At 46.4% G+C, this 22,611-nt stretch carries 21 protein-coding genes; 11 read left to right on the top strand and 10 right to left on the bottom strand.

The features are described from left to right. Positions 1-196: 196 nt before the first annotated feature. From VR7878_RS05120 to lolB, 3 genes are all read right to left on the bottom strand, one after another. Positions 197-1,144, bottom strand: a complete 948-nt coding sequence (locus VR7878_RS05120) for a ribose-phosphate pyrophosphokinase (RefSeq protein WP_077334022.1) — start codon at positions 1,142-1,144, stop codon at positions 197-199. A gap of 106 nt (positions 1,145-1,250) precedes the next feature. Beyond that, complete coding sequence (gene ispE, locus VR7878_RS05115) at positions 1,251-2,144, bottom strand: 4-(cytidine 5'-diphospho)-2-C-methyl-D-erythritol kinase (RefSeq protein ID WP_077334020.1); 894 nt, start codon at positions 2,142-2,144, stop codon at positions 1,251-1,253. Beyond that, entirely contained in the window at positions 2,141-2,749 is a 609-nt protein-coding gene (gene lolB, locus VR7878_RS05110) for a lipoprotein insertase outer membrane protein LolB (RefSeq protein ID WP_077334018.1), read from the bottom strand. Before lolB ends, ispE begins: the two co-directional genes overlap by 4 nt. Before the next feature lie 168 nt (positions 2,750-2,917). Between lolB and hemA the strand changes: the two genes are divergently transcribed. The 8 genes from hemA (at position 2,918) to ybaK (ending at position 10,897) form a co-directional block, all read left to right on the top strand. Further along, complete coding sequence (gene hemA / locus VR7878_RS05105; protein ID WP_077334016.1) at positions 2,918-4,174, top strand: glutamyl-tRNA reductase; 1,257 nt, start codon at positions 2,918-2,920, stop codon at positions 4,172-4,174. Between the two features lie 32 nt (positions 4,175-4,206). Further along, positions 4,207-5,295: a peptide chain release factor 1 gene (gene prfA / locus VR7878_RS05100; protein ID WP_077334014.1), complete on the top strand. Its 1,089-nt coding sequence runs from the start codon at positions 4,207-4,209 to the stop codon at positions 5,293-5,295. 6 nt (positions 5,296-5,301) lie between these two features. Further along, entirely contained in the window at positions 5,302-6,156 is an 855-nt protein-coding gene (gene prmC / locus VR7878_RS05095) for a peptide chain release factor N(5)-glutamine methyltransferase (protein ID WP_077334195.1), read from the top strand. A gap of 40 nt (positions 6,157-6,196) precedes the next feature. Next, complete coding sequence (locus VR7878_RS05090; protein WP_077334012.1) at positions 6,197-6,580, top strand: SirB2 family protein; 384 nt, start codon at positions 6,197-6,199, stop codon at positions 6,578-6,580. 18 nt (positions 6,581-6,598) lie between these two features. After that, positions 6,599-7,408: a SirB1 family protein gene (locus VR7878_RS05085; protein WP_077334010.1), complete on the top strand. Its 810-nt coding sequence runs from the start codon at positions 6,599-6,601 to the stop codon at positions 7,406-7,408. A 24-nt stretch (positions 7,409-7,432) separates the two neighbouring features. Continuing rightward, a complete protein-coding gene (kdsA, locus tag VR7878_RS05080; RefSeq protein WP_077334008.1) occupies positions 7,433-8,284 on the top strand; it encodes a 3-deoxy-8-phosphooctulonate synthase in 852 nt (283 codons plus the stop codon). Positions 8,285-8,573: 289 nt separating this feature from the next. Next, positions 8,574-10,283, top strand: coding sequence for a bifunctional UDP-sugar hydrolase/5'-nucleotidase UshA (gene ushA / locus VR7878_RS05075; RefSeq protein ID WP_077334006.1), 1,710 nt, complete (start codon positions 8,574-8,576; stop codon positions 10,281-10,283). Positions 10,284-10,393: 110 nt separating this feature from the next. Then, on the top strand, positions 10,394-10,897 hold the full coding sequence (gene ybaK, locus VR7878_RS05070) for a Cys-tRNA(Pro) deacylase (protein ID WP_077334004.1): 504 nt from the start codon (positions 10,394-10,396) through the stop codon (positions 10,895-10,897). 87 nt (positions 10,898-10,984) lie between these two features. Here ybaK and VR7878_RS05065 read toward each other — a convergent pair whose 3' ends face one another. Continuing rightward, positions 10,985-12,226 carry a uracil-xanthine permease family protein gene (locus VR7878_RS05065; protein WP_077334002.1) on the bottom strand — a complete coding sequence of 414 codons (1,242 nt, stop codon included), beginning with the start codon at positions 12,224-12,226 and terminating at the stop codon, positions 10,985-10,987. A 186-nt stretch (positions 12,227-12,412) separates the two neighbouring features. Between VR7878_RS05065 and VR7878_RS05060 the strand changes: the two genes are divergently transcribed. Further along, entirely contained in the window at positions 12,413-13,693 is a 1,281-nt protein-coding gene (locus VR7878_RS05060; RefSeq protein WP_077334000.1) for a DUF2066 domain-containing protein, read from the top strand. A 90-nt stretch (positions 13,694-13,783) separates the two neighbouring features. Here the strand turns inward: VR7878_RS05060 and wrbA are convergent, their stop codons facing one another. Genes wrbA through bepA form a run of 3 tightly spaced genes read right to left on the bottom strand, consistent with a single transcriptional unit; the run spans position 13,784 to position 16,193 of the window. Then, the gene (gene wrbA / locus VR7878_RS05055; protein ID WP_077333998.1) at positions 13,784-14,371 is read right to left on the bottom strand and encodes an NAD(P)H:quinone oxidoreductase; all 588 of its coding nucleotides are present in this window, start codon (positions 14,369-14,371) and stop codon (positions 13,784-13,786) included. Next, entirely contained in the window at positions 14,368-14,718 is a 351-nt protein-coding gene (gene arsC / locus VR7878_RS05050; protein ID WP_077333996.1) for an arsenate reductase (glutaredoxin), read from the bottom strand. Before arsC ends, wrbA begins: the two co-directional genes overlap by 4 nt. 17 nt (positions 14,719-14,735) lie before the next feature. Next, on the bottom strand, positions 14,736-16,193 hold the full coding sequence (gene bepA / locus VR7878_RS05045; RefSeq protein ID WP_077334193.1) for a beta-barrel assembly-enhancing protease: 1,458 nt from the start codon (positions 16,191-16,193) through the stop codon (positions 14,736-14,738). A 438-nt stretch (positions 16,194-16,631) separates the two neighbouring features. Here bepA and VR7878_RS05040 point away from each other — a divergent pair, with 438 nt between their 5' ends. Together VR7878_RS05040 and VR7878_RS05035 are read left to right on the top strand one after the other, a co-directional pair. Next, positions 16,632-17,711 (top strand): AI-2E family transporter, encoded by a 1,080-nt coding sequence (locus VR7878_RS05040; RefSeq protein WP_077333994.1) that lies wholly within the window; start codon positions 16,632-16,634, stop codon positions 17,709-17,711. 125 nt (positions 17,712-17,836) lie between these two features. Next, positions 17,837-19,708 (top strand): methyl-accepting chemotaxis protein, encoded by a 1,872-nt coding sequence (locus VR7878_RS05035; protein WP_077333992.1) that lies wholly within the window; start codon positions 17,837-17,839, stop codon positions 19,706-19,708. A gap of 120 nt (positions 19,709-19,828) precedes the next feature. Here VR7878_RS05035 and VR7878_RS05030 read toward each other — a convergent pair whose 3' ends face one another. The 3 genes from VR7878_RS05030 to VR7878_RS05020 are packed head-to-tail and all read right to left on the bottom strand — an operon-like array spanning position 19,829 to position 22,602. Further along, positions 19,829-21,088 carry a TRAP transporter large permease gene (locus VR7878_RS05030; RefSeq protein WP_077333990.1) on the bottom strand — a complete coding sequence of 420 codons (1,260 nt, stop codon included), beginning with the start codon at positions 21,086-21,088 and terminating at the stop codon, positions 19,829-19,831. A 2-nt stretch (positions 21,089-21,090) separates the two neighbouring features. Continuing rightward, on the bottom strand, positions 21,091-21,621 hold the full coding sequence (locus VR7878_RS05025) for a TRAP transporter small permease (RefSeq protein WP_077333988.1): 531 nt from the start codon (positions 21,619-21,621) through the stop codon (positions 21,091-21,093). A gap of 15 nt (positions 21,622-21,636) precedes the next feature. Continuing rightward, positions 21,637-22,602, bottom strand: a complete 966-nt coding sequence (locus VR7878_RS05020) for a TRAP transporter substrate-binding protein (protein ID WP_077333986.1) — start codon at positions 22,600-22,602, stop codon at positions 21,637-21,639. Positions 22,603-22,611: the final 9 nt, after the last annotated feature.

The raw sequence follows: 22,611 nt of genomic DNA, 5'->3' as shown, positions 1-22,611 counted from the left end.
AAGCGCGGTATAATAGCACAGAATTTTTTATCCCCAAACTTCCTAAAACGACCGCATGAACCGTGATGATAGATGCTAAAACTGGTTGGCAGAAAATCAGTGCCAATGAATGGCAATGTACGGGGGAATAAAAAGCATCTCCGAAGAGATGCTTTTAAAAGACAACAATAAGCAATGATGAGTTAAACGTTAAACGTTAAACGTTAAACATTGCTGAGATTGACTCTTCGTTACTAATGCGGCGAATTGCTTCAGCGAGCATCGTTGAAAGTGTCAGTTGAGTGACACGCCCTGTTGCCTGCATTTCTTTGGAAAGCGTAATTGAGTCGGTGATAATGACTTGGTCGAGAACGGAGTTTTTAATATTCTTAGCGGCATTGCCTGAGAATACTGCGTGAGTTGCGTAAGCAAAAACACGTTTTGCCCCACGGGCTTTTAACGCTTCAGCCGCTTTACATAGTGTGCCACCAGTATCGATCATATCATCAACGATGACACAGTCACGGCCTTCAACATCACCAATCAGGTTCATGACTTCAGACACGTTAGCGCGAGGACGACGTTTATCAACAATCGCGATATCGATGTCACCGAGAGCCTTGGCTGTCGCGCGGGCGCGGACAACACCACCCAGATCGGGGGATACGACGACTGGATCTTCCAGACTTCGTGCTTTCATATCTTCAAGCAAAACCGGGGTTCCAAAGATGTTATCAACAGGAACATCAAAGAAACCTTGAATCTGTTCAGCGTGTAGGTCGATCGTCAGTACGCGGTCAACGCCAACGTTCGAAAGAAAGTCAGCAACGACTTTTGCAGTAATGGGTACACGGGCAGAACGGACACGACGGTCTTGGCGAGCATATCCAAAATAAGGGATAACAGCGGTAATACGGCCTGCTGAAGCACGGCGCATCGCATCAATCATTACCACGAGTTCCATCAGGTTGTCGTTGGTTGGTGCACAGGTTGATTGAATGAGAAATACGTCGCTTCCTCGCACATTCTCGTTGATTTGCACTGCAACTTCACCGTCGGAAAAACGGGAAACAGTGGCATCTCCAAGAGAAATATACAAGCGATCAGCAATACGTTGGGCTAGTTCAGGGGTAGCGTTACCGGCAAATAGCTTCATATCAGGCACGGTGGAAACCTCAGGGTTGCGTCCAGTATTTAAATAGGTTGGGTGTGAGCCGATTGATCATACTCTTGTTATAACGGTTGAATGATCTAATGCATCACTTGCCATCTTAACAATTGTTGTTTTCACAACGTTGAGTATAGCCTGTCAAAGTTTCTTTCAGCGGCGAAATATTACATCCCTTTGCTACAAAAGCAGAAACTCTATCCGGCAAACGGGAAAGAACCTGTTGTGCTTCATTTTTGTTCGAAAATTCAGCAAAAACACATGACCCTGTCCCGGTCAATCTCGACGGCGCGTATTGTAGCAGCCATGAAAGTTGCTTATCAACCTCTGGGTAAAGCTTTCGGACAATTTTTTCGCAATCGTTTTCGTACGGAGTTTGTAAAAGCGTTGTCAGATCTCGCTTGGGCGTGTTTCTAGTTAATTTGGGATGCGAAAAAATGGTGGCGGTTGAAATACTGACATCGGGTCTGACTACCAGATACCATTTTTCTTGTGGTGTGACGAGAGTCAGCTTTTCTCCGACGCCTTCCGCGTAAGCCGCATGGCCTTGTACGAAAACAGGAACATCAGCACCGAGCTGCAATCCGATTTCAGCCAGTTGATTTTGAGATAACCCGCATTGCCAGAGATGATTCAGAGCGACCAAGGCTGTCGCTGCATTGGATGATCCCCCTCCGATCCCACCGCCCATCGGTAACACTTTGTGCAAGTAAATATCAGCACCCAACGATGTTTGTGTGTCGAGCTGAAGTTTGCGGGCAGCTTTCCAGATCAGGTTGTCATGCAATGCAACGCCATCAATTTCCGGTGAGACAGTGATGTTCCCGCTGGTATTGATTCGGATTGTCAGTTCATCCCCGTAATCGAGAAACTGGAAAAGTGTTTGCAACTCATGATAACTATCATCCCGTTGACCCGTGATATAGAGAAACAAGTTCAGTTTGGCTGGTGATGGCCAGACAGTTTGGGCGGTATTGATAACATCTGATGTATTCATTGTGTGACTTTCCACTGCGAGATATGGATATTAATTTTGGTTGAGCCTTGTTGTAGCGACAGGCGATCCGGCAACGGGAGCGGGTGTGTTTTGAAGGTCACGGCAGTGTATGTTTTGTACTGTACTCGCCATTGCTGATTTGCCAGTTTTTTCTCTAGACTGTCCAGCGTATTTTCCGGGTTCAGTGAAAAGTTATCCGCAAGCGCCGGGCGCCCTAAAATCCACTGGCTAAGCGAACTCAGGGGAATATCGAGCCCGGTCAGTTGATGCAGTAATAATTCCGGAGTTTGAGCCGTGTAGTGCTGTCCTTCATAGGTATCGGCTTCCGCTCGCTGGGGATAAATATCCATTTTCAATACGGTTTGCCCCAGAAATGTCGTTAGACGTAGTTGACTGTGATGGTCTGATTTCTTCCATTGAAAATTGAGCGAGCGGCGCTCTTGTGGCGAAATGTAGCCCAGTTTTCCCACAATCTGATAAGTGCTGATCTGTTGGAGACGTTGCTGGTGTGATTGCCATTCCACGGGCTGAAGCGGTGTCTGCACAGTGCTACAGCCTCCTAAAATGATGATTGTCAGAAATACTCGGAGGATACGATAAGTCATAAATACGGCTTTTGTTGATCGAAAACGGGTTCTTGAAAACAGCAACACTATAGCATTGATATCACGAAGTTATAAAAACAAATCCGTTAAAGTCTTTTCTTCAATAAGGGCATACAGTAAAATTCCGGTCTTACCCCTTAAAAGATGTGATCAGAGTACCTCCAGTCGATGTCCTTACTTGCCATTGGAATTAATCACCAAACAGCGCCTCTGGAACTGCGTGAGAAAGTTGCGTTTGGTCCGGATAAGCTGCCTGAAGCCCTCAGCCAGCTGCGGAAATATGCGGATGTTAAAGGGAGCGTCATTCTTTCGACCTGCAACCGAACTGAAGTCTACTGTGACATCAAACCAACCAGTAAAGGGCGCTTGATCGATTGGTTATCTGAATTTCATCGGGTGAATCCTCAAGAGTTAAAACCAAGTATTTATATTCATGAAGAGCAAGCAGCAATCCGTCATCTGATGCGAGTCTGTTGTGGGCTCGATTCTTTGGTTTTAGGGGAGCCTCAAATTCTCGGACAGGTCAAGCAAGCGTATTCAGAATCAAAGGATTTGGCATCGATTGATGCCGCGATAGAGAAACTCTTTCAGAAGGCATTCTCGGTTGCTAAAAGAGTTCGGACTGAAACGGATATCGGTGGTAATGCCGTCTCGGTCGCTTATGCGGCCTGTACTCTGGCAAAACATATTTTCGAATCGCTGACCAATGCAACAGTGTTACTTGTCGGTGCCGGTGAAACCATCGAGTTAGTCGCGAAGCATCTCGCTGCCAACGGTTGTCAGAACATGATTGTGGCGAACCGTACCCGAGAAAGGGCAATGGGCTTAGCGGAACAATTTGATGCGCAGGTGATCCGTTTACAAGAGATTCCGGAACACCTTGCCAAAGCTGATATTGTGATTAGCTCGACAGCCAGCCCTTTACCGATTATCGGCAAAGGGATGGTAGAGAAAGCGCTTAAAGCCCGGCGCTATCAACCGATGTTACTGGTTGATATTGCGGTGCCGAGAGATGTTGAAGCGGAAGTTAGCGAGATCGGCGACGCTTATCTGTATAGTGTCGATGATTTGCAGTCGATTGTAGACAGCAATATCGAGCAGAGAAAGGTCGAAGCGATTCAGGCCGAAGCCATTGTCAGTGAAGAAAGTGCGGCGTTCATGAGCTGGATGCGGTCATTACAGGCCGTCGATAGTATCCGCGATTATCGTGACAGTGCGAATCATATCCGTGAAGAGCTTGTGAATAAAAGTCTTCAAGCACTCGCGTTGGGGGGCGATCCGGAAAGAATCCTCCAAGAACTCAGTTATAAATTAACCAATAAATTAATTCATGCGCCGACCCGTGCACTACAGCAAGCCGCCGAGCAAGGGGAACCTGCGAAGTTGGCTATAATCAGACAGAGTCTGGGGCTTGATAATCTTTAATTTCGAAATTATTTCCGTACAAAGAAGAAACTATGAAAGCGTCAATTTTACAAAAGCTTGAAACGCTCGCTGAGCGCTATGAGGAAATTCAGCACCTGCTTGGTGATCCTGACATTATTGGGGATCAAAACCGATTCCGTGCGTTATCTAAAGAGTTTTCTCAGCTTGAAGAAGTGACTCAATGTTTTCAGGCTTATCAGCAGGCGCAAGAAGATTTAGTCGCAGCCGAAGAAATGGCGAAAGAAGATGACGCAGAGATGCGAGAAATGGCTCAGGAAGAGATTGAAGCCGCACAAGCATCGATTGAGCAATTAACCGATACGCTGCAAATATTGTTGCTACCGAAAGATCCGAATGATGAGCGGAACTGTTTTCTTGAGGTTCGCGCCGGTGCCGGTGGGGATGAAGCCGGGATTTTTGCCGGTGATCTGTTCCGCATGTATAGCCGTTTTGCCGAAAGGAAAGGATGGCGCATCGAAGTGATGTCATTCAGTGAAGCTGAACACGGTGGTTATAAAGAGATGATCGCGAAAGTCAATGGTGAAGGGGCTTATGGGACATTAAAATTCGAATCTGGAGGTCATCGGGTTCAGCGTGTCCCGGCAACGGAATCGCAGGGAAGGGTTCACACCTCAGCCTGTACCGTTGCCATTATGCCGGAAATACCAGAAACCGAATTGCCTGAGATTAAAGCCAGCGATCTGAAAATTGATACTTTCCGTTCTTCAGGCGCGGGTGGTCAGCACGTTAACACAACTGACTCTGCCATTCGGATTACGCACTTACCAACCGGCGTGGTGGTCGAATGTCAGGATGAGCGTTCTCAACATAAAAACAAAGCGAAAGCGATGTCTGTACTGGCGGCACGGTTAGCTCAGGCTGAGGAAGCCAAACGGGCGGCTGAAGTGTCAGATACGCGGCGTAATCTGTTAGGCAGCGGCGATCGCAGTGATCGCATCCGAACTTATAATTATCCGCAAGGCCGGGTATCAGATCACCGGATTAATCTGACCTTATATCGTCTTTCAGAAGTGATGGACGGTGAACTGGATAGTTTGATTGGCCCGATTATTCAAGAACATCAGGCTGACCTCCTCGCTGCACTGGCAGAGCAAAGTTAATTGATGATGTCTCTTCCTGCCCGTATTGATGAATTAACCCGTTACAGCACTGCCGTTTTATCAAAAAGCGGCAGTCCTTCGCCTGCCATTGATGCTGCGGTATTACTTTGCCATGTTCTGGAAAAACCCCGCTCATATTTACTGACATGGCCGGAGAAAACGCTCACTGAATCGCAGCTTGATAGCTTTGCCGAATTATTAGCCCGTCGTCAAAACGGTGAACCGATAGCCTATATTCTCGGGCAACGGGAATTCTGGTCTTTGCCGCTGCAAGTCTCATCGGCCACGTTGATTCCACGTCCGGATACCGAGTGTCTGGTGATTGTTGCCTTGGAAAAGGCGCGGCAAGTCACCGGGCCTATTTTGGATTTAGGCACCGGCACCGGGGCAATTGCCTTGGCATTGGCTTCAGAGTTACCTGACATTAAGGTGACTGGTGTCGATATTCAGCCGGCAGCTTGTGAGGTCGCCAAGGCAAATGCAGAGCGGTTGGGGATCACGAATGTGAGCTTTTCTCAGGGAAATTGGTTTGAAGGGGTTGAGAAAGGTACGAAATTTGCTTTGATCGTTTCAAATCCACCTTACATTGATGCGGATGACCCGCATTTGCAATGTGGAGATGTTCGTTTTGAGCCGCGCTCGGCCTTAGTTGCAGAAGAGCAGGGGCTGGCGGATATCAGAACTATTGCAGCCGCAGCAAGGCAATACCTGCAACCACAGGGATGGTTGTTGTTTGAACACGGTTATGAACAAGCCGAATCAGTCAGAGGATTACTTCAATCTCTGGGGTATCAGTCCGTTCACACTGAGCAAGATGATTCTGGTCATGATCGCGTGACCGTCGGCTGCTTTTTGCCATAGCTGTTTTATGCCATAAAAAAGTGCCCATAAGAGGACGTTTATGTATCTGGGATTAAAATATTTCCACCTATTCACGATTGCGCTCAGTGTCGCTCTATTTTGTTACCGCTATGGGCTGATGATGATCAATTCTCAAGCGCTTCATCATCGCTTTTTGAAAATAGCACCGCATGTGAATGATACATTACTGTTGCTGTCCGGGGCTGCGTTATGTGTGGTGACCGGCTTTATCCCCTTTACACCTGAAGCTGCCTGGCTGACTGAAAAACTCATGTGTATGCTGGCTTATATTGCATTAGGTGTTTTTACCTTGAAGTTGGGGCGGGGTAAATTTTTGCGGAGTCTGGCATTTCTTGGTGCATTAGGCTGGCTTGCTATGGCCGGACAAATTTCTTTGACCAAGTTACCAATATTGATGCATTAATACTGGGCCGATATGTCTATGATTGAATTATTTGACGAAGATTTTGATGCGATGGAGCTGGTGGAAGGTGCGCTTGTCCTGAATCAGGCCATTAATCCTGAAACCCGGGTTGCGTGGGCGGAACAGACGTTAGTCAATATGACGTATGAAGCTGAAGCGTATCTCGATGACGCTGCTGAGCCAAAAGCACGCTTGGACGCCTTTTTGCAGTTATTCTATCAGCAATGGGGGTTCTCGGGTGATCACGAGGCTTATTTTGAGTCTCGTAATGCATTTATCGATCAGGTACTTGAACATCGTAAAGGGATCCCTGTCAGTCTGGGCGCGTTATTATTGTACTTCAGCAGCCGGCTGGGATTTCCGTTGAAACCGGTGATGTTTCCGACCCAGTTTTTAATTCAAATTGACTGGTCCGGTGAAGAGCCGGTGTATTTGAATCCGTTTTCTGGCGAATATGTTTCAAAGCATACGCTACAAGCCTGGTTGATCGGCAGTCAAGGACCACTTGCCAAATTAAAACCGAAACACCTTCGGGTCAGCGATCACCCGACCATTATCGGACGCTGGCTGGCTTTGCTGAAAAGTGCGTTGATGCGTGAAGAACGTTATACTCTGGCGTTGAAATGTACCAATCTGGCGCTGACGTTTGTCCCCGATGATCCTTATGAAATTCGCGATCGTGGATTTATTTATCAGCAACTGGAGTGTCATCAGATTGCGCTTTCGGATTATCAGTATTTTATTGAGCATTGCCCGGATGACCCCGCTGCTGAGTTATTGAAAAATCAGGTGAATTTGTTGCGTACTACAGCCGTAACCATTCACTAATATTGGGTTTATAGAGAGAATACGATGGAACAGAAAGTTGTAAGAGTTGGCGATATTGATGTTGCCAATGATCGACCGTTTACTTTGTTTGCCGGAATGAATGTCTTGGAATCCCGTGATCTTGCAATGCAGGTTTGCGAGCATTATGTCAAAGTGACAGAAAAATTAGGGATTCCTTATGTATTCAAGGCCTCATTTGATAAGGCGAACCGTAGTTCTGTTCACTCATATCGTGGTCCGGGTCTTGATGAAGGGATGAAAATTTTTCAGGAGTTGAAACAGACCTTCGGCGTAAAAATTATTACGGATATCCATACGGAAGCGCAGGCGCAGCCAGTTGCTGATGTGGTTGATGTGATTCAGTTACCGGCATTTCTTGCCCGTCAGACCGATTTAGTCGAAGCGATGGCAAAGACCGGGGCTGTGATTAATGTTAAGAAGCCTCAGTTTATGAGTCCGGGACAAGTTGGTAATATCGTCGAAAAATTTGCTGAGTGCGGCAATGATCAAGTCATTCTGTGTGAACGGGGTGCGTGCCATGGCTATGATAACCTTGTTGTCGATATGCTGGGTTTTGGTGTGATGAAAAAAGTCTCTCATGGCAGCCCGATTATTTTTGATGTGACTCACTCACTGCAAATGCGTGATCCGACCGGTGCCGCTTCCAGTGGTCGTCGTGAGCAGACTGTAGAACTGGCAAAAGCCGGTTTGGCAACCGGCATTGCCGGCTTGTTTATCGAAGCGCATCCGAATCCGGCACAGGCCAAATGTGATGGTCCTTCAGCACTACCTCTGGATAAGCTGGAGCCGTTTTTGGCGCAGATGAAGGCGCTGGATGACTTAATCAAAAGTTTTGCGGATATCGAGATTCAGTAAACTGTTTCATTGATGAGACTGAACCTATCAAAACCATCGTATTATGCGGTGGTTTTTTTATGCCTTCAGGTTTCTGAAAACCGGTTCGGCGGTCAGCTAATCTGGTGAAAGCTCGCGTGAATTGGTATCTGGTTTGCGATCACATCATCAAATATTTTTGTGACCTTAAGTTCATAATTTTATAGTATTCTTAACTGGTTAATGTATACGGCTAGCTGATGTTCAGGTCTGCTGAGGTAGCCAATAGCAACGGACAGTCAAGTCAGGGATCAGGATTGGCAGGAATATTATGCGATTATCACTTATTTCAACGCAATGGTTTTCAAATCAATGGTTTTCAAATCAGTGGCGTTACTCGAAAACCGTTCTCACCGCGCTGCTACTGGTGTTTTTATGGGGATGTACCACAACCCCTGAAAAACAGTGGCATCCGGATCAAACATACCATCTGACGGTACTTCACACCAATGATCATCATGGGCGGTTCTGGAAGAACAAATATGATGAGTATGGGATGTCTGCCCGCAAAACGTTGGTTGATCAGATTCGTCAGGAAGTTGCCGCCGAAGGCGGCAGCGTGCTGTTGTTTTCTGGCGGAGATATCAACACCGGTGTGCCAGAATCCGACTTGCAAGATGCAGAACCGGATTTTAAAGGGATGAATATCATCGGATACGATGCAATGGCGGTCGGTAACCATGAGTTTGACAATCCATTGTCCGTGTTATTCAAACAGCGCCAATGGGCGAATTTCCCGATGCTCTCAGCCAATATCTATGACAAGACCACTGGCAAGCGACTATTCCGCCCATATAAAATTTTTGATGAGCAGGGGATTCGTATTGCGGTGATTGGTTTGACCACCGAAGATACCGCGAAAATCGGTAATCCGGAATATATCGGCAATGTTGAATTCAGAGACCCGAAAGTTGAAGCGAAGCAACTGATTGCGGAACTGAAAAAAACAGAACAGCCGGATTTGATCTTTGCTGTGACCCATATGGGGCATTACGTCAACGGCCAGCATGGAATCAATGCTCCGGGAGATGTGGCACTGGCGCGTTATCTGGAGCCGGGATCACTGGATATGATTGTCGGTGGGCATTCTCAGGAGCCGGTTTGTATGGAAGGTCCGAATGTTGCTGATACACATTTTCAACCCGGGGATGCTTGCCAACCAGACAAACAGAATGGGACATACATTGTTCAGGCGCACGAGTGGGGCAAATATGTGGGTCGGGCAGACTATGAATTCCGCAACGGGCAGTTGAAGATGGTCAGCTATCAACTGATACCGGTCAACCTCAAGAAAAAAGTGACACATAATGGTAAAAAGCAGCGCGTGTTGGTTGATGAACAGATACCGGAAGATCCAGCGCTACTGAAGTTTTTGACCCCTTATGAAGAGAAAGGTAAGGCTCAGTTAGAACAAAAAATTGCGACAGTAAAAGGACGTCTGGAAGGTGACAGAAATGTTGTGCGTTTCCGGCAAACCAATCTGGGACACTTAATCGCAATGGCTCATAAAGATAAGGTTAAGGCTGATTTTGCTGTGATGAACTCCGGTGGGGTTCGGGATTCAATCGAATCAGGGGATGTCACGTATAAAGATGTCCTGAAAGTGCAACCTTTTGCCAATATTATCACCTATGTCGATATGTCCGGTGCCGAAGTGATCGACTATCTGAATCAGGTGGCGACCAAGCCTGTTGATTCGGGAGCCTACGCACAGTTTGCCGGTATTTCCATGACAGTCAGTGCTGCCGGTGTTTCTGATGTAAAAATTGGTGGTGAGCCGCTCCGGATGACACAAACCTATCGCTTTACTGTTCCGAGTTTTAATGCTGCCGGTGGGGATGGTTATCCCAAACTGACCGATCATATCGGTTTTGTGAATACCGGATTTGTTGATGCGGACGTTTTAAAAGCGTATTTACAGACGCATAGCCCTGTGGATGCTTCTCTATATCAGCCCAAAGGTGAGATTACCTATCAATAAAAAGCATTTGACTCAGACTCCTGAGTGATTTTTACTTGAGGCGGCAAAAATGGCCGCCTTTTTTCATCTGTGGAGGCGGACATTGCTTGATAGATAAAAAGGACTGACGTATGACTCCTGCGATTCGTTTGGCAAAGAAAAAGAAAATTCCCCATACAATTCATCAGTATGAACATGACCCGAGTCATACCAGTTTTGGACTGGAAGCGGCTGAAGTACTCGGACAGGATCCAAAGAAAGTATTTAAAACATTATTGTTTGCGCTGAACGGTGAGCCGAAATCGTTGGCCGTGGCAATTATTCCGGTGGATCAAAAGCTGAATTTAAAACTGGCGGCAAAAGCGGCCGGAGTAAAAAAGGCAGAAATGGCCAATCCTGACATTGCACAGAAAATTACCGGTTATGTCGTGGGCGGCATCAGTCCGCTCGGGCAGAAGAAAATGTTACCGACCTATATTCACACCAGCGCTGAGCAGCAAGAAACGATTTGTGTCAGTGCGGGCAAGAGAGGGCTGGAAATTGAATTAGCCCCCCGGGATCTGGCGGCGCTGACACGTGCAACATTTTTACCATTATGTTTAGACAGTGAATCGACGAACTCGGAACATCAATAAACCACCATCATTGGTCGTGCAGATAAAAAATCCCGGGGATTGACGCCCGGGATTTTTTTATCAATTTTTTATTAATGGTGCAGTGGACTAGTCTTCAATCTGAGCATTGTCAACGACGTGGTTTTCGCCCAAATCATCTGGCAAGATCAGATTCAATAAAATAGCGACAACACCACAGAGACTGATTCCCTGCAAGCTGAACTCACCGATACCGAAGGCCATACCGCCAATACCGAAGACCAAAGTGACCGCGACAATCACAAGGTTTCTCGATTTGTGCAGATCAACATGATTCTTGATCAGCGTATTCAAACCAACGGAAGCAATTGAACCGAATAACAAAATCATAATACCGCCCATGACCGGTACAGGAATGGTTTGGAGTAAGGCACCGAGTTTACCGACCAGCGCTAAAATAATCGCAGTTACTGCTGCCCAAGTCATAATCACCGGATTAAATGCTTTGGTGAGCATGACCGCGCCTGTCACTTCACTATAGGTGGTATTCGGTGGTGCCCCGACCATTGCTGCTGCCATGGTTGCAATGCCGTCTCCGGCAATTGTGCGGTGCAGCCCCGGTTTTTTCAGGTAATCCTTTCCGGTGACATTGGAGATAGAAAGAATATCTCCCACATGTTCGACTGCCGGGGCAATCGCAACCGGAATCATAAACAGGATGGCATTGATGTTAAACTCAGGCATGGTGAAGTGTGGAAGTGAGAACCAAGCTGCACTCTCAACCGCTTCAAAACTGACGACATCAAAAATCAGGCTTAGCGTGTAACCAGCAACAATACCGCCGAAAATCGGCAACAGCTTAAACATGCCGCGGGCAAAGACACTGATGAGAATTGTCGTAAACAAAGAAATACATGAAATCCAGAGTGCAACTTGTCCTTCAACTAACTGAACGGAACCGTCACCGGTTTTTCCCAGTGCCATATTTACGGCTGTGGGGGCGAGCCCAAGCCCAATCACCATGATGATCGGCCCGATAACAACCGGAGGCAGAAGTTTATGGATGAAATCTGCGCCATTGATTTTGATTAATCCACCGAGTATCACATAGACAGCACCCGCAGCCATCAGCCCACCCATTGTGGCCGGAATGCCCCAAGCTTGAACGCCATAGAGAATTGGTGCAATGAAAGCGAAAGAAGAAGCGAGGAAAATTGGGACGGAGCGACGGGTGACAAGTTGAAAAAGAAGGGTTCCGACACCAGCCCCAAACAGAGCGACGTTTGGATCGAGTCCCGTGAGGAGCGGGACCAGTACCAGTGCACCAAATGCAACAAACAGCATTTGAACACCTAATATGGCATTTTTCATGTTTTTTCCCTGATTAAGACAAATTTTGAGGATTCTATCACTTATTGAAACGTTTGCCATGTTTCAAAGTGGCTATTTTTTGGTGAGGGGAACGCAGGAATATTTATCATTGTCGCAGGGTTTTCTTGCCGGGAAACCAATAGTTGCTTATGATCGGGACACGATTGTTGATGTATTTGGATTACTATGCGTAATTTCGCTTGTCTGATTTTGTTATGCCTGACTTTTTCCGGTTATGCGGCAACACAGGTCAATATTTATCGTTCAGAAGTCGCGCTTGATCAAGAGCAAAATGAAGATCAGGCTCGAATTCAGGGCATGGAGAATGTGATTATTCGGGCGACCGGAGAAAAAGATGCTGTCGATAACCCGGTGGTGAAGAAAGCACTTTCTCATCATCGTCTGTATCTGTCTCAGATTAGCTATGGTCAGAAAGATGACCAAAAGATAGTTAAAATGCAGTTTAGTGCTAAGCAGATACGAACATTATTGACGCAGGCCCAGCTCCCTTTCTGGCCAGAAAAACGTGCAACGATTCTCGTCTGGTACGTTGAAGATCAAAATTTTCAGCGCAATATCGCCTGGGAAAATGTTGCGAATGCTAATGTTCAGCAACTTAAACAACTGGCTGAAAAACGGGGCTTACCGCTGATTGTACCGGTCGGTGATTTTGACGACATTACCAGTATTGAAGCATCGGATATCTGGGGCGAGTTTCTTCAGCCGATCCGTGATGCGAGTGAGCGTTATCATCCGGATGCAATTTTGATTATTCGGGCACAATCAGACACGCTTAACTGGAAGCTCTACGATCAAACACCGGAAAAACTGTTAGATATTTCGGTGCCGCCGATGAGCGGAAGTTTGAGTGGTGATGACGATCTCTCCCAGCTGGTGGATCAGTTAACGCAATATTATGCCAATAAAAATCGTGTGGTGGTTGCCGGACAATCATCTCATTCGATGATCCTCAATGTGAAGCATTTAAATCGAGCCGTTCATTTTTTCAAACTGGAGCAGGCGCTCAATCAGCTAAGCTCAGTGGCCAGTGTCGATACGATTCAGGTTCAAGGCGATGAAGTCACATTTCGGGTCCATTTGTTAACCACCCAGGAAGCTTTTGAACAAGAGCTTGCTTCACTCAATTTGATTGAACGATTGCCAGAGGCCAGTGGAGATGTGAGTTTAGGGCAACCTGCTGATGATTCTCAGACGGAGCAATCATTGCCATCAGAAGAGACTGCGATTGACGGAGCATTGACGAACCCGTCTTTGTCTGAAGAGCGCTCGCCTGAGGATTCGACAGAAAAGAAGTCCGTGAATGAAGTTGATGCTCAGACGATGAATCAGTCGCCGGCAGCAGCAAGTGTGACGGTATTGCAATATCAGTGGCATGAACGTCCGGTTTCGGAGCAGTCAGATAATGCTCAAACCGGTTCTTCACAAGACGCTTCATCCTTGAATTAGTCTCTTCACGAGACGCGATAATAAGATCAGTAAGAACAATATCAGTGAAAACAAGAGCCATTTGGCTCTTGTTTTTTATGTATCGGTAATTTATCGATTTGAAGTGGAAGCGGCAGGGGTGAGTCGAGTCGATAATGAAGCAAGGCGCTGACCAAGTCGTTGTGCCAGTGTTTTTTCTTCTGCACTCAGTTGACCCGGTATTGTGGCAAGATGGCTGGCTCCATATGGTGTGCCACCGCTTTGCGTGGTATGCAGTGCCGGTTCACTGTAAGGGATGCCGACAATGAGCATCCCGTGATGAAGTAAGGGCAATTGCATACTTTGCAGTGTTGATTCCTGTCCTCCGTGTAACGATGATGACGAGGTAAAAACACATGCGGGTTTATCGATCAGCGCACCACTGATCCACAGTGGTGTGGTTGAATCCCAGAAGTGCTTGAGTGGCGCTGCCATATTGCCGAACCAGACCGGGCTGCCCATCGCCAAACCGTCACAATTTTTTAACTCATCACATGTCAGATAAGGATCTGATGGCGGTTCTGCTGACGGTGGAATATCCGGGACGGTTCTCAGCAATGCCTCACAGCCCGAAACGGCATTGATTCCCCGGGCTATCTGTCTCGCCAGAGCCTGAGTAGAACCATGACGGCTGTAGTAGAGCACAACAATTCGGATCATAGAATATCGAGCACCTGCTCAGGCGGGCGACCGTGACGGGCCTTGCCATTGGCAACGACAATCGGGCGTTCAATGAGCTTCGGATGGTCGATCATCGCCTGAAATAGATCATCGTCACTGAGCGATTCGCGGCCTAAATCTAACTCTTTATAAATACTTTCTTTGGTTCTCATCATCTCTCTGACATGGCTGACACCGAGCTGAGCGTAAAGCGTTTTGAGAAGCGACGGTGTGAGCTCGGTTTCCAGATATTTGATCACCTGAGGCTGAATCCCTTTACTTTCTAAAAGGGCCAGTGTTTCCCGGCTTTTTGAACATTTGGGATTATGATAAATGACGACTGACATAATGACTCCTTCACGGATTATTTTTGTAAAGCAAGAAACTGTTCCCGCTGGGTGATAAGTTGGTCGATTCTTGCATCGTAGCGAGCCTGTTCCAAACTACCTAACTTGGCGAGTTGGCTGGCCCGGGTATAATACTGGATCGCCTGATCCCAGTCTGCTTTCAGCGCAAACAGTTCAGCACGTGCTGCATATTCTTCCTGCTGATTTCCCATATGGTTACTGGCTTGTGAGAGTATAGACCAGCCATTCGAATCTTCCGGATGATTGTGAGTGTAGCGTTGTAGTGTCTGTACAGCCCGTTGATATTGTTTGGCCGCCATTAACGCATTGGCGTAGTTAATCGTCAGGACTGAGTTGTGAGGCGACTGTTTCAGCGCCTGTGCGAGTAATTGAATTGCTTGCTTGGGTTTGTCTTGTCCAATATAGAGATCAGATGTTGCATCCAGATAGAAGTTATTTTGCGGATCGGCTTTGAGCAGGCGTTCCAGAATCGGTGCCGCTTTATCGTACTGTTTATTATCCAGATAGACCAGTGCCATTCCGTAATCACAAGCTGCCTGAATCACCGGAGCGTTCTTTTTCCGCTGGCGTTGTAACCAATCCAGTGCCGCTTTGTCGTCGATCCCCGTGTAACGGACGACGACTCTGACGCGGGCTAACTGATAGTCTTTGGCATAAGGAAGATTCAGATGTTTATAGTGTTGTGCTCTCGCCCGGCTATCGGTGATCCGGCTATCCGGTAATGGGTGAGTCAGCAACATGGCGGGCGGGTGACTGGAGTATTGATACTCTTCAGATAATTTGCCAAAAAAACGTGGCATTGCGTAAGGGTCAAATCCCGATTTTGCCAATGTTTCAATACCAAAACGATCGGCTTCTTTTTCATTGGCCCGGGTGTAGTTAATTTGTCCCTGAACAGAACCTGCGGTCGTGGCTGTGATCGCGGCAATCCCGGCTTCCGGGGCGGCAATGGCTAACAGTAGCGAGCCTGCAAGCGCAGCGAGGGTTGCCGGAGAGCGTTTTGCTTCTGCTTCCATGCTTCTGGCCAGATGGCGCTGGGTGATATGGGCAATTTCATGTGCCATGACTGAGGCCAGTTCACTTTCGGTTCGGGTGTGTAAAAACAGCCCTGAGTGCAGCGCAACGTGGCCGCCAAAGAAAGCAAACGCATTGATTTCACGGTTACGGATCAGGAAGAAAGTAAAGGGTGTCTTCACATCATTGGCATGAGAAACCAAGCGATGTCCCAGTGTATTGATATATTCATTTAACACCGGGTCATTGATAATCGGTTGTCTGCTCCGGAGAATTCGCATGTAAGCGTCTCCGTATTGTTCTTCCTGATCGATACTCAGTGTTGCACCGGCAACCGTGCCGATATCAGGAAGGTCATTGGTATCAGCCAATACAGATGCAGAGAGCAACATCGACGCAGACAGACATGAACAGAGTAAACTTCGGATTCGTAGACTCATCATATTAATACTATTTTTCCTTTGTAGTCCTGAAGATAGGACTTTTCTTCCGTTATTGGGTTCCCCGGCTTAGCGATATAGACAGCAGATTGACTTTGTGCGATCGAGTTTCCTATTTCACGGCATGATTAACGGTGGCATACGTTGTAAAACACTATACAATAACAGGCCTGTAGTAAGCATCAAGTGAAAGCATGAAACACTGTTTCCCCCCGATTGACACAAATAGTGCAGACTTATCTTCTTTGTTTTATGGCTCGACATCAATGTCAGAACGCTATGTTTCGGAGATAAAGCCAGTTTTCTTATGCCTGACAATATCAATAAAAAAACAGCTTAGAATATTTTCAGACTTCATTAGTCTGTGTGCATATATCCGTGGAATGCAATCAATTCGATGATTAATCTCAACTTCAAGTGATAAAAGGACGTTATGACATGTTCGATATGTTGAATCGGTGGTACAAACGGCGCTTTTCCGACCCTCATGCCGTTAGTCTTTTTGCAATGTTATTCTTCGGGTTTCTGATTATCTATTTTATGGGGCATTTAATCGCTCCGCTTCTGGTTGCAATTGTTTTAGCTTATCTGTTGGAGTGGCCGATTATCCAGATGGCTCGGCTAGGGATCCCAAGAACGCTGAGTGTCGTTCTGGTCATTGCGGTGTTCGTCAGTTTGATGTTGGTTGCCGTATTTGTATTAATTCCAACGATTTGGAACCAAGTCAGTAATCTGATTAATGATATTCCGGGAATGTATAGCCAATTACAACACTTGATCAATACTTTGCCGGAGAAATATCCCGAGCTGGCTGATCTGGCGATTGTTGAACCGATGATGGATAACATTAAGAATCAGGCACTGCATTTTGGTGAAAGTGTGGTGAAAGGATCGCTGGCTTCTCTGGTGAGTATCGCCACATTGGCGGTGTATTTGATCTTAGTGCCACTGCTGATTTTCTTTCTCCTGAAAGATAAAGGGGAAATGCTCAAAACGGCCAGTAATATTATGCCCAGAAACCGGAAACTGGTTACTAAAGTCTGGCTCGAAATGAATGAGCAAATTTCGAACTATATTCGTGGCAAAGTGTTGGAGATCCTGATTGTCGGGGGTGTGAGTTACATTGCGTTCGCCATTCTGGATTTACGGTATTCTGTATTATTAGCGGTGGCTGTCGGTTTCTCTGTCCTCATTCCTTATATCGGTGCTGCAGCCGTGACGATTCCGGTTGCAATCGTTGGTATTTTTCAGTGGGGATTTACCCCCCCGTTTTATTGGTTATTAGTCGTGTACGGTATTATTCAGACGCTTGACGGTAATGTGCTCGTACCGGTTTTGTTTTCTGAGGCGGTTAATCTTCATCCGGTTGCCATTATTGTTGCGGTACTGGTTTTCGGTGGGATGTGGGGATTTTGGGGTGTGTTTTTTGCCATCCCGCTGGCGACTTTAGTGAAAGCAGTTTGGCATGCTTTACCTTCAGGTGAAATTGAGGATGAGCCTTCGCAAACTGCATCATAAATTCGGCATTTATATTGATAATAATTCATAATGAAGAAACTCTTTTCTTGTATATTTAAGGTTTATTTTCACATTTGTCGCGTTGATAAGTGTGGGTTTTTATTGTGATGTCAGAGAGGTTTGCTATGAGGTTTAGCCAAAAGATAGTAGCAGCGTCATCGCTACTCTTAATCGTGACGATTTTGTTGCTGTCTTTGCAACAATTAAGAACGGTTAGAAGTAGTTTTGAGTCGTTGGTTTACAGTAGCTTGCAAGAGTTGGTGTCAGGTGTGAAGAACAGCATCACAACCGATATGCAGGCGAAAGAAGCGACAGCTCATTCGGTGACAGAAATTATTCAATTAGATCCCAATAATCGGGATTATGTTAAGAATGTGTTGGAAACCCCGACACTCAAATCAGGTTTTGTCGCTGTCGGATTGGGATATGCAGATGATGGGGCAGTGATCGAAAACGATGATAGCTGGGAGCCAACACCAGATTATGACCCACGGAAACGCCCTTGGTACATTGATGTTAAAAAACAAGGGGAAATGTTCGTTACCGAACCTTACATAGACTTCACATCGAAGAAAATCATTATCTCTATCGCGACACCTGTTTATAAAGATGGTCAGTGGGTCGGAGGGATGTATTATGATCTGGACCTCTCCGGTCTCTCAAATGTGGTCAATTCCGTAAACCTTTTTGATGCCGGCCACCTGTTTATCGTGACGGAAAAAGGGGAAACCATTGCACACCCTAATCGGGATTACAATGGTAAGAAATTTACCGAGTATCTACCCGGTGCCGAATTGAAAACCGGTATGCAGCATGTGGAAATTAATGGTAAAAACTACCTGATTAACTTCACTGAGGTGCCGAGTGAGCATTGGTATGTCGGTGCTGTGATTGATGAATCTATCGCTTTTAGTACACTTTCTTCATTAAGAAACAGCTCTATTATCTATACATTGGTCGGTGTCATTATCAGCTTGATTTTACTCACTCTGCTGATTAAACGACTGATTCGTCCGCTCGGTATTCTCAATACTGCGATTGATGATATCGCTTCCGGTGAGGGGGATTTGACCAAACGACTGGAAACAGATTTGGATCAGGAATTTGCGATGTTAGCGATCGGTTTCAACCAGTTTACCGAAAAGCTCCAGCATCAAATCAGTCAGTCGAAAGAAATTAGTCGTGATATTCTCGATGGTATCAAGACTATTGCCGATCATTCGAGCAACTCCGCTGAAGGAATGCAATCCCAAATGCTGGAAGTTGACCAGCTTGCAACAGCGATGAATGAGATGGCTGCGACCGCGTCTGAAGTTGCTCATAATGCACAAAATGCAGCGTCGGCGGCAAAAGAAGCAGATGATGCATCGCATGAAGGGGCTGAGGTTGTCAGTTATACAACTCAGGCGATTAATGAACTTTCAGCAAGAATTGATCAAGCCGTTGAAGAAGTTATTCAATTAGAGTCCGCAACGGCGAATATCGAAACAATTCTGGAAGTCATTAATGAAATTGCGGATCAAACCAATCTGTTGGCATTGAATGCTGCGATTGAGGCAGCCAGAGCCGGAGAATCCGGACGCGGCTTTGCTGTGGTGGCTGATGAAGTACGAACCTTGGCACAGAGAACGCAGAAATCAACAACAGAGATTCGTACCATGATTGAGCAGTTGCAATCCGGTGCATCTTCAGTGTCTGCTGCGATGGGCGAGAGTAAAGGTAAAGCGGCTGAAGCCGTTGATAAGTCCCATGTAGCCAATCAGGCGCTACAGCGTATCAGTCAAGCCATTCAGCAGATTAGTGACATGAATATCCAGATTGCTTCAGCCGCAGAAGAGCAAAGTCTGGTCGCTGAAGAAATTAACAATAACATGGTGAAAATTAAAGATATCAGTGGTGAAGTTGCAGACTCTGCCAAAGGGGCAAGTCATGCAACCCGGCAACAGGTTGATAAAGTTCACCAGCAGGAAAAACTGTTGAATCAGTTTATTGTTTGATTTGTGATGAAACGATTCAGATGAAAATGCCAGCCGTCAGGCTGGCATTTTTATAAACGAAAGCCGAATAATTTAATCGACCTGAGAAGCTGTCTCTCGTTTCAGTTTAGCGAAACCGTATTAACGAAACCATAGTGCCGTAGCAGGCACAAACGAGACAATCATTAAGGTGACAAACATCGCCAGAATGAACCACTTACCATACCGCATCACTTCATTGACTTTGATTCCTGTGGTTGAACAAACTGCCAGCAAAACTGATGCAACCGGCGGTGTTTGCTGACCGATCCCCAGATTCAGACAGACAATTACACCGAAGTGTATCGGATCGACACCGATTTGATGCGCCAAAGGCAATAACATCGGTACAACCACAATGATTGCCGCAGAGGCGTGTAACACCATGCCTAACAACAGCAGGAAGACATTGATCACTAGCAGCAATACCCAAGGCTCATCACTGACTGAACCGATTGATTTAGCGATGAGCTGAGGTAACTGCTCATTCGCCAAAAACTGTCCAAGGACTGCTGAACCTGCAATGATCATCATAACCAGCGAAGTTTGTTTCACGGTTGCGTTAATGATGGTGCCTAATTTTTTCCAAGTCAGATCGTTTTTGAGGATGGTTCCGAAAAACAATGCTGCAATCACGCCTACAGCCGCTGCTTCTGTGGGGGTTACCAACCCCATGATGAGGCCTCCGACCACAATAACCGGAATCATTAATGGCACGATAGCTGCGGTAAATGCTGCCACAAGGTGAGAGAATCGAAATGCTGAGTCTACCGGGTGATTTTCCTTATAGGCGAAAATATAGATCACCACCATAAATGCCAGACCAAGAATAATGCCCGGTACAATCCCGGCAATGAACAGATCTTTGATTGATTGATTTGATGTGACGCCATATAGCACCATCGGGATAGACGGTGGAATAATAATGCCCAGCGTCGCACTGGTCGCGGTCACCGCCGCAGCAAACTCCTTCGGAAAGCCTTTGCGCTCCATTTGTGGCACAAAAACCTTGCTCATCACCGCTGCATCGGCAACTGCGGAACCGCTCATTTCAGCCATGAACATCGATGTCAACACGTTGATGTGGCCCAGACCACCTCGCATCCAGCCTACCATCGAAGATGCCAGATTAATGATCCGTTCGGATATTGATGTTGCGCCCATCAACTCTCCCATAAAAATAAACAACGGGATGGCCAGTAGCACGACACTATTCGTTCCGGAGAACATCTGAATCGGAACCATGATTAAATCGATGCCAGTCATCAGCATACAGATTGTCGCAGTAATCATCAGCGTGAAACCAACTGGCACGCCAGCCATAATCAAAAGACAAAGGATGCCCAACACAACCCATATCATGTTTAATACTCCTTCATTTTTTTGATTATTTGGTCAGCTGTGGCAATCAGCATGAGGACTGAGAAAATGACCAATACCGACATAAACCACCCTTGACCGATTTCAGCCGTTTCAATTTCTGTCGTGCCGTCCACCATAATCATTCGGCATGCTTGATAAAACAGCATGACCAAAAACGCACCGACAAGGAGATCGCTAAGGAGTGTGAGCTTTTGACGAGCCTTTTGTGGCAGTTTGTCCAACAACATGTCAAAGGCGATATGGCCTCCGTCACGCATCGCAAGATAAGCGCCCAAAAATGCAACCCAGACCAGCAACAGACCCGGTACTTCATCCGCCATAGCACTGAGCGGAGACAAATATTGGTCAAAAAATTGGTACAAACCGGGCAAAATATGATGCTCAGCCAGTTTGTATAGCCCCCCTTGAACAAGGTAGCGATTGGCTACATTGATAATAATGAGCAGGGTTGAGGCGATCAGGGTTATCCCGGCAACCAACGCCGTCACCCGATCTAAGATCCGCATGAACATCGTATTTTTCCTCTGTTACCGGGCTTGTTCGATCAAATTCAGCCAGTCACTGCCAAATTTCTTTTCATACTTTGCACGGGTAGACGTTGTTGCTTGCTTGAATGGAGTCAAATCAACTTTGTTAATTTTGGTGAGCTTACCCATCTCATTCAGATATTTTTGCTCCAGCGCTGCCGCATCAGCATAGGTTTGTTGAGTAATATCGTGACCGACTTCTGCAAACACTTTGCGTTGCTCGTCGGTCAGGCTGTTCCAAAAGTTTTTCGATGCAATCAGAAAACTTGGAGTATAGACATGACTTGTTTCGCTGAAGTAGCCTGCCACTTCATATTGCTTTTGCTCATAGAAGCCATATGTTGCTGCTTCTGCACCATCAACAACGTGAGTCTGCAACGCTGTAAATGTTTCTTTCCATGCCACACTTTGAGGCGTTGCTCCGATCTTCCGGAACACGTCCTGACGCAGCTTTCCGCCCGAGACTCGAATTTTCAGCCCTTTCAGATCACTCGGTGTTTTTATGGCACGGACTGAATTCAGGATATGACGGAAGCCGTTCTCATAGATGCCGAGCACTTTGACGCCTGCTTTGTCTTCAATACGCTGTTCAACAGCCTGACCCAACGGGCCTCTCATTGCTCTTTCAACGTGTTCACGGCTGTCAAATAGCCATGGTAAATCAAAAATGCCTAACTTCTTATCCAGTTTCAGTACGCCAGAGGCCACACTAATCATTTCAATCGCCCCTGCTTTGACATTGGTGATTAATGCTTTCTCTGTTCCTAGTTGCCCTGAGGGATAAAGTTTAAATTCAAACTGACCGGGAAGACGCTTTTCTACTTCACTGGCAAACAGTTGACTTTGTTGATACAAAGGCGATAACGCTGATACGTGGCTGGCAATACGAACTTCGACAGGATTCGCGGCTACGGAAAAGGAGGCAACAATCGTTGCTGTTCCAACCAGAAAATGATTCAGTTTCATAGGTGACCT

Origin of the sequence: Vibrio ruber DSM 16370, from assembly GCF_900163965.1 — a bacterium.
Taxonomy (GTDB): domain Bacteria; phylum Pseudomonadota; class Gammaproteobacteria; order Enterobacterales; family Vibrionaceae; genus Vibrio; species Vibrio ruber.
The sequence above is the reverse complement of the archived record's forward strand: the minus strand, read 5'-3'. Positions and strand labels throughout refer to the sequence as shown.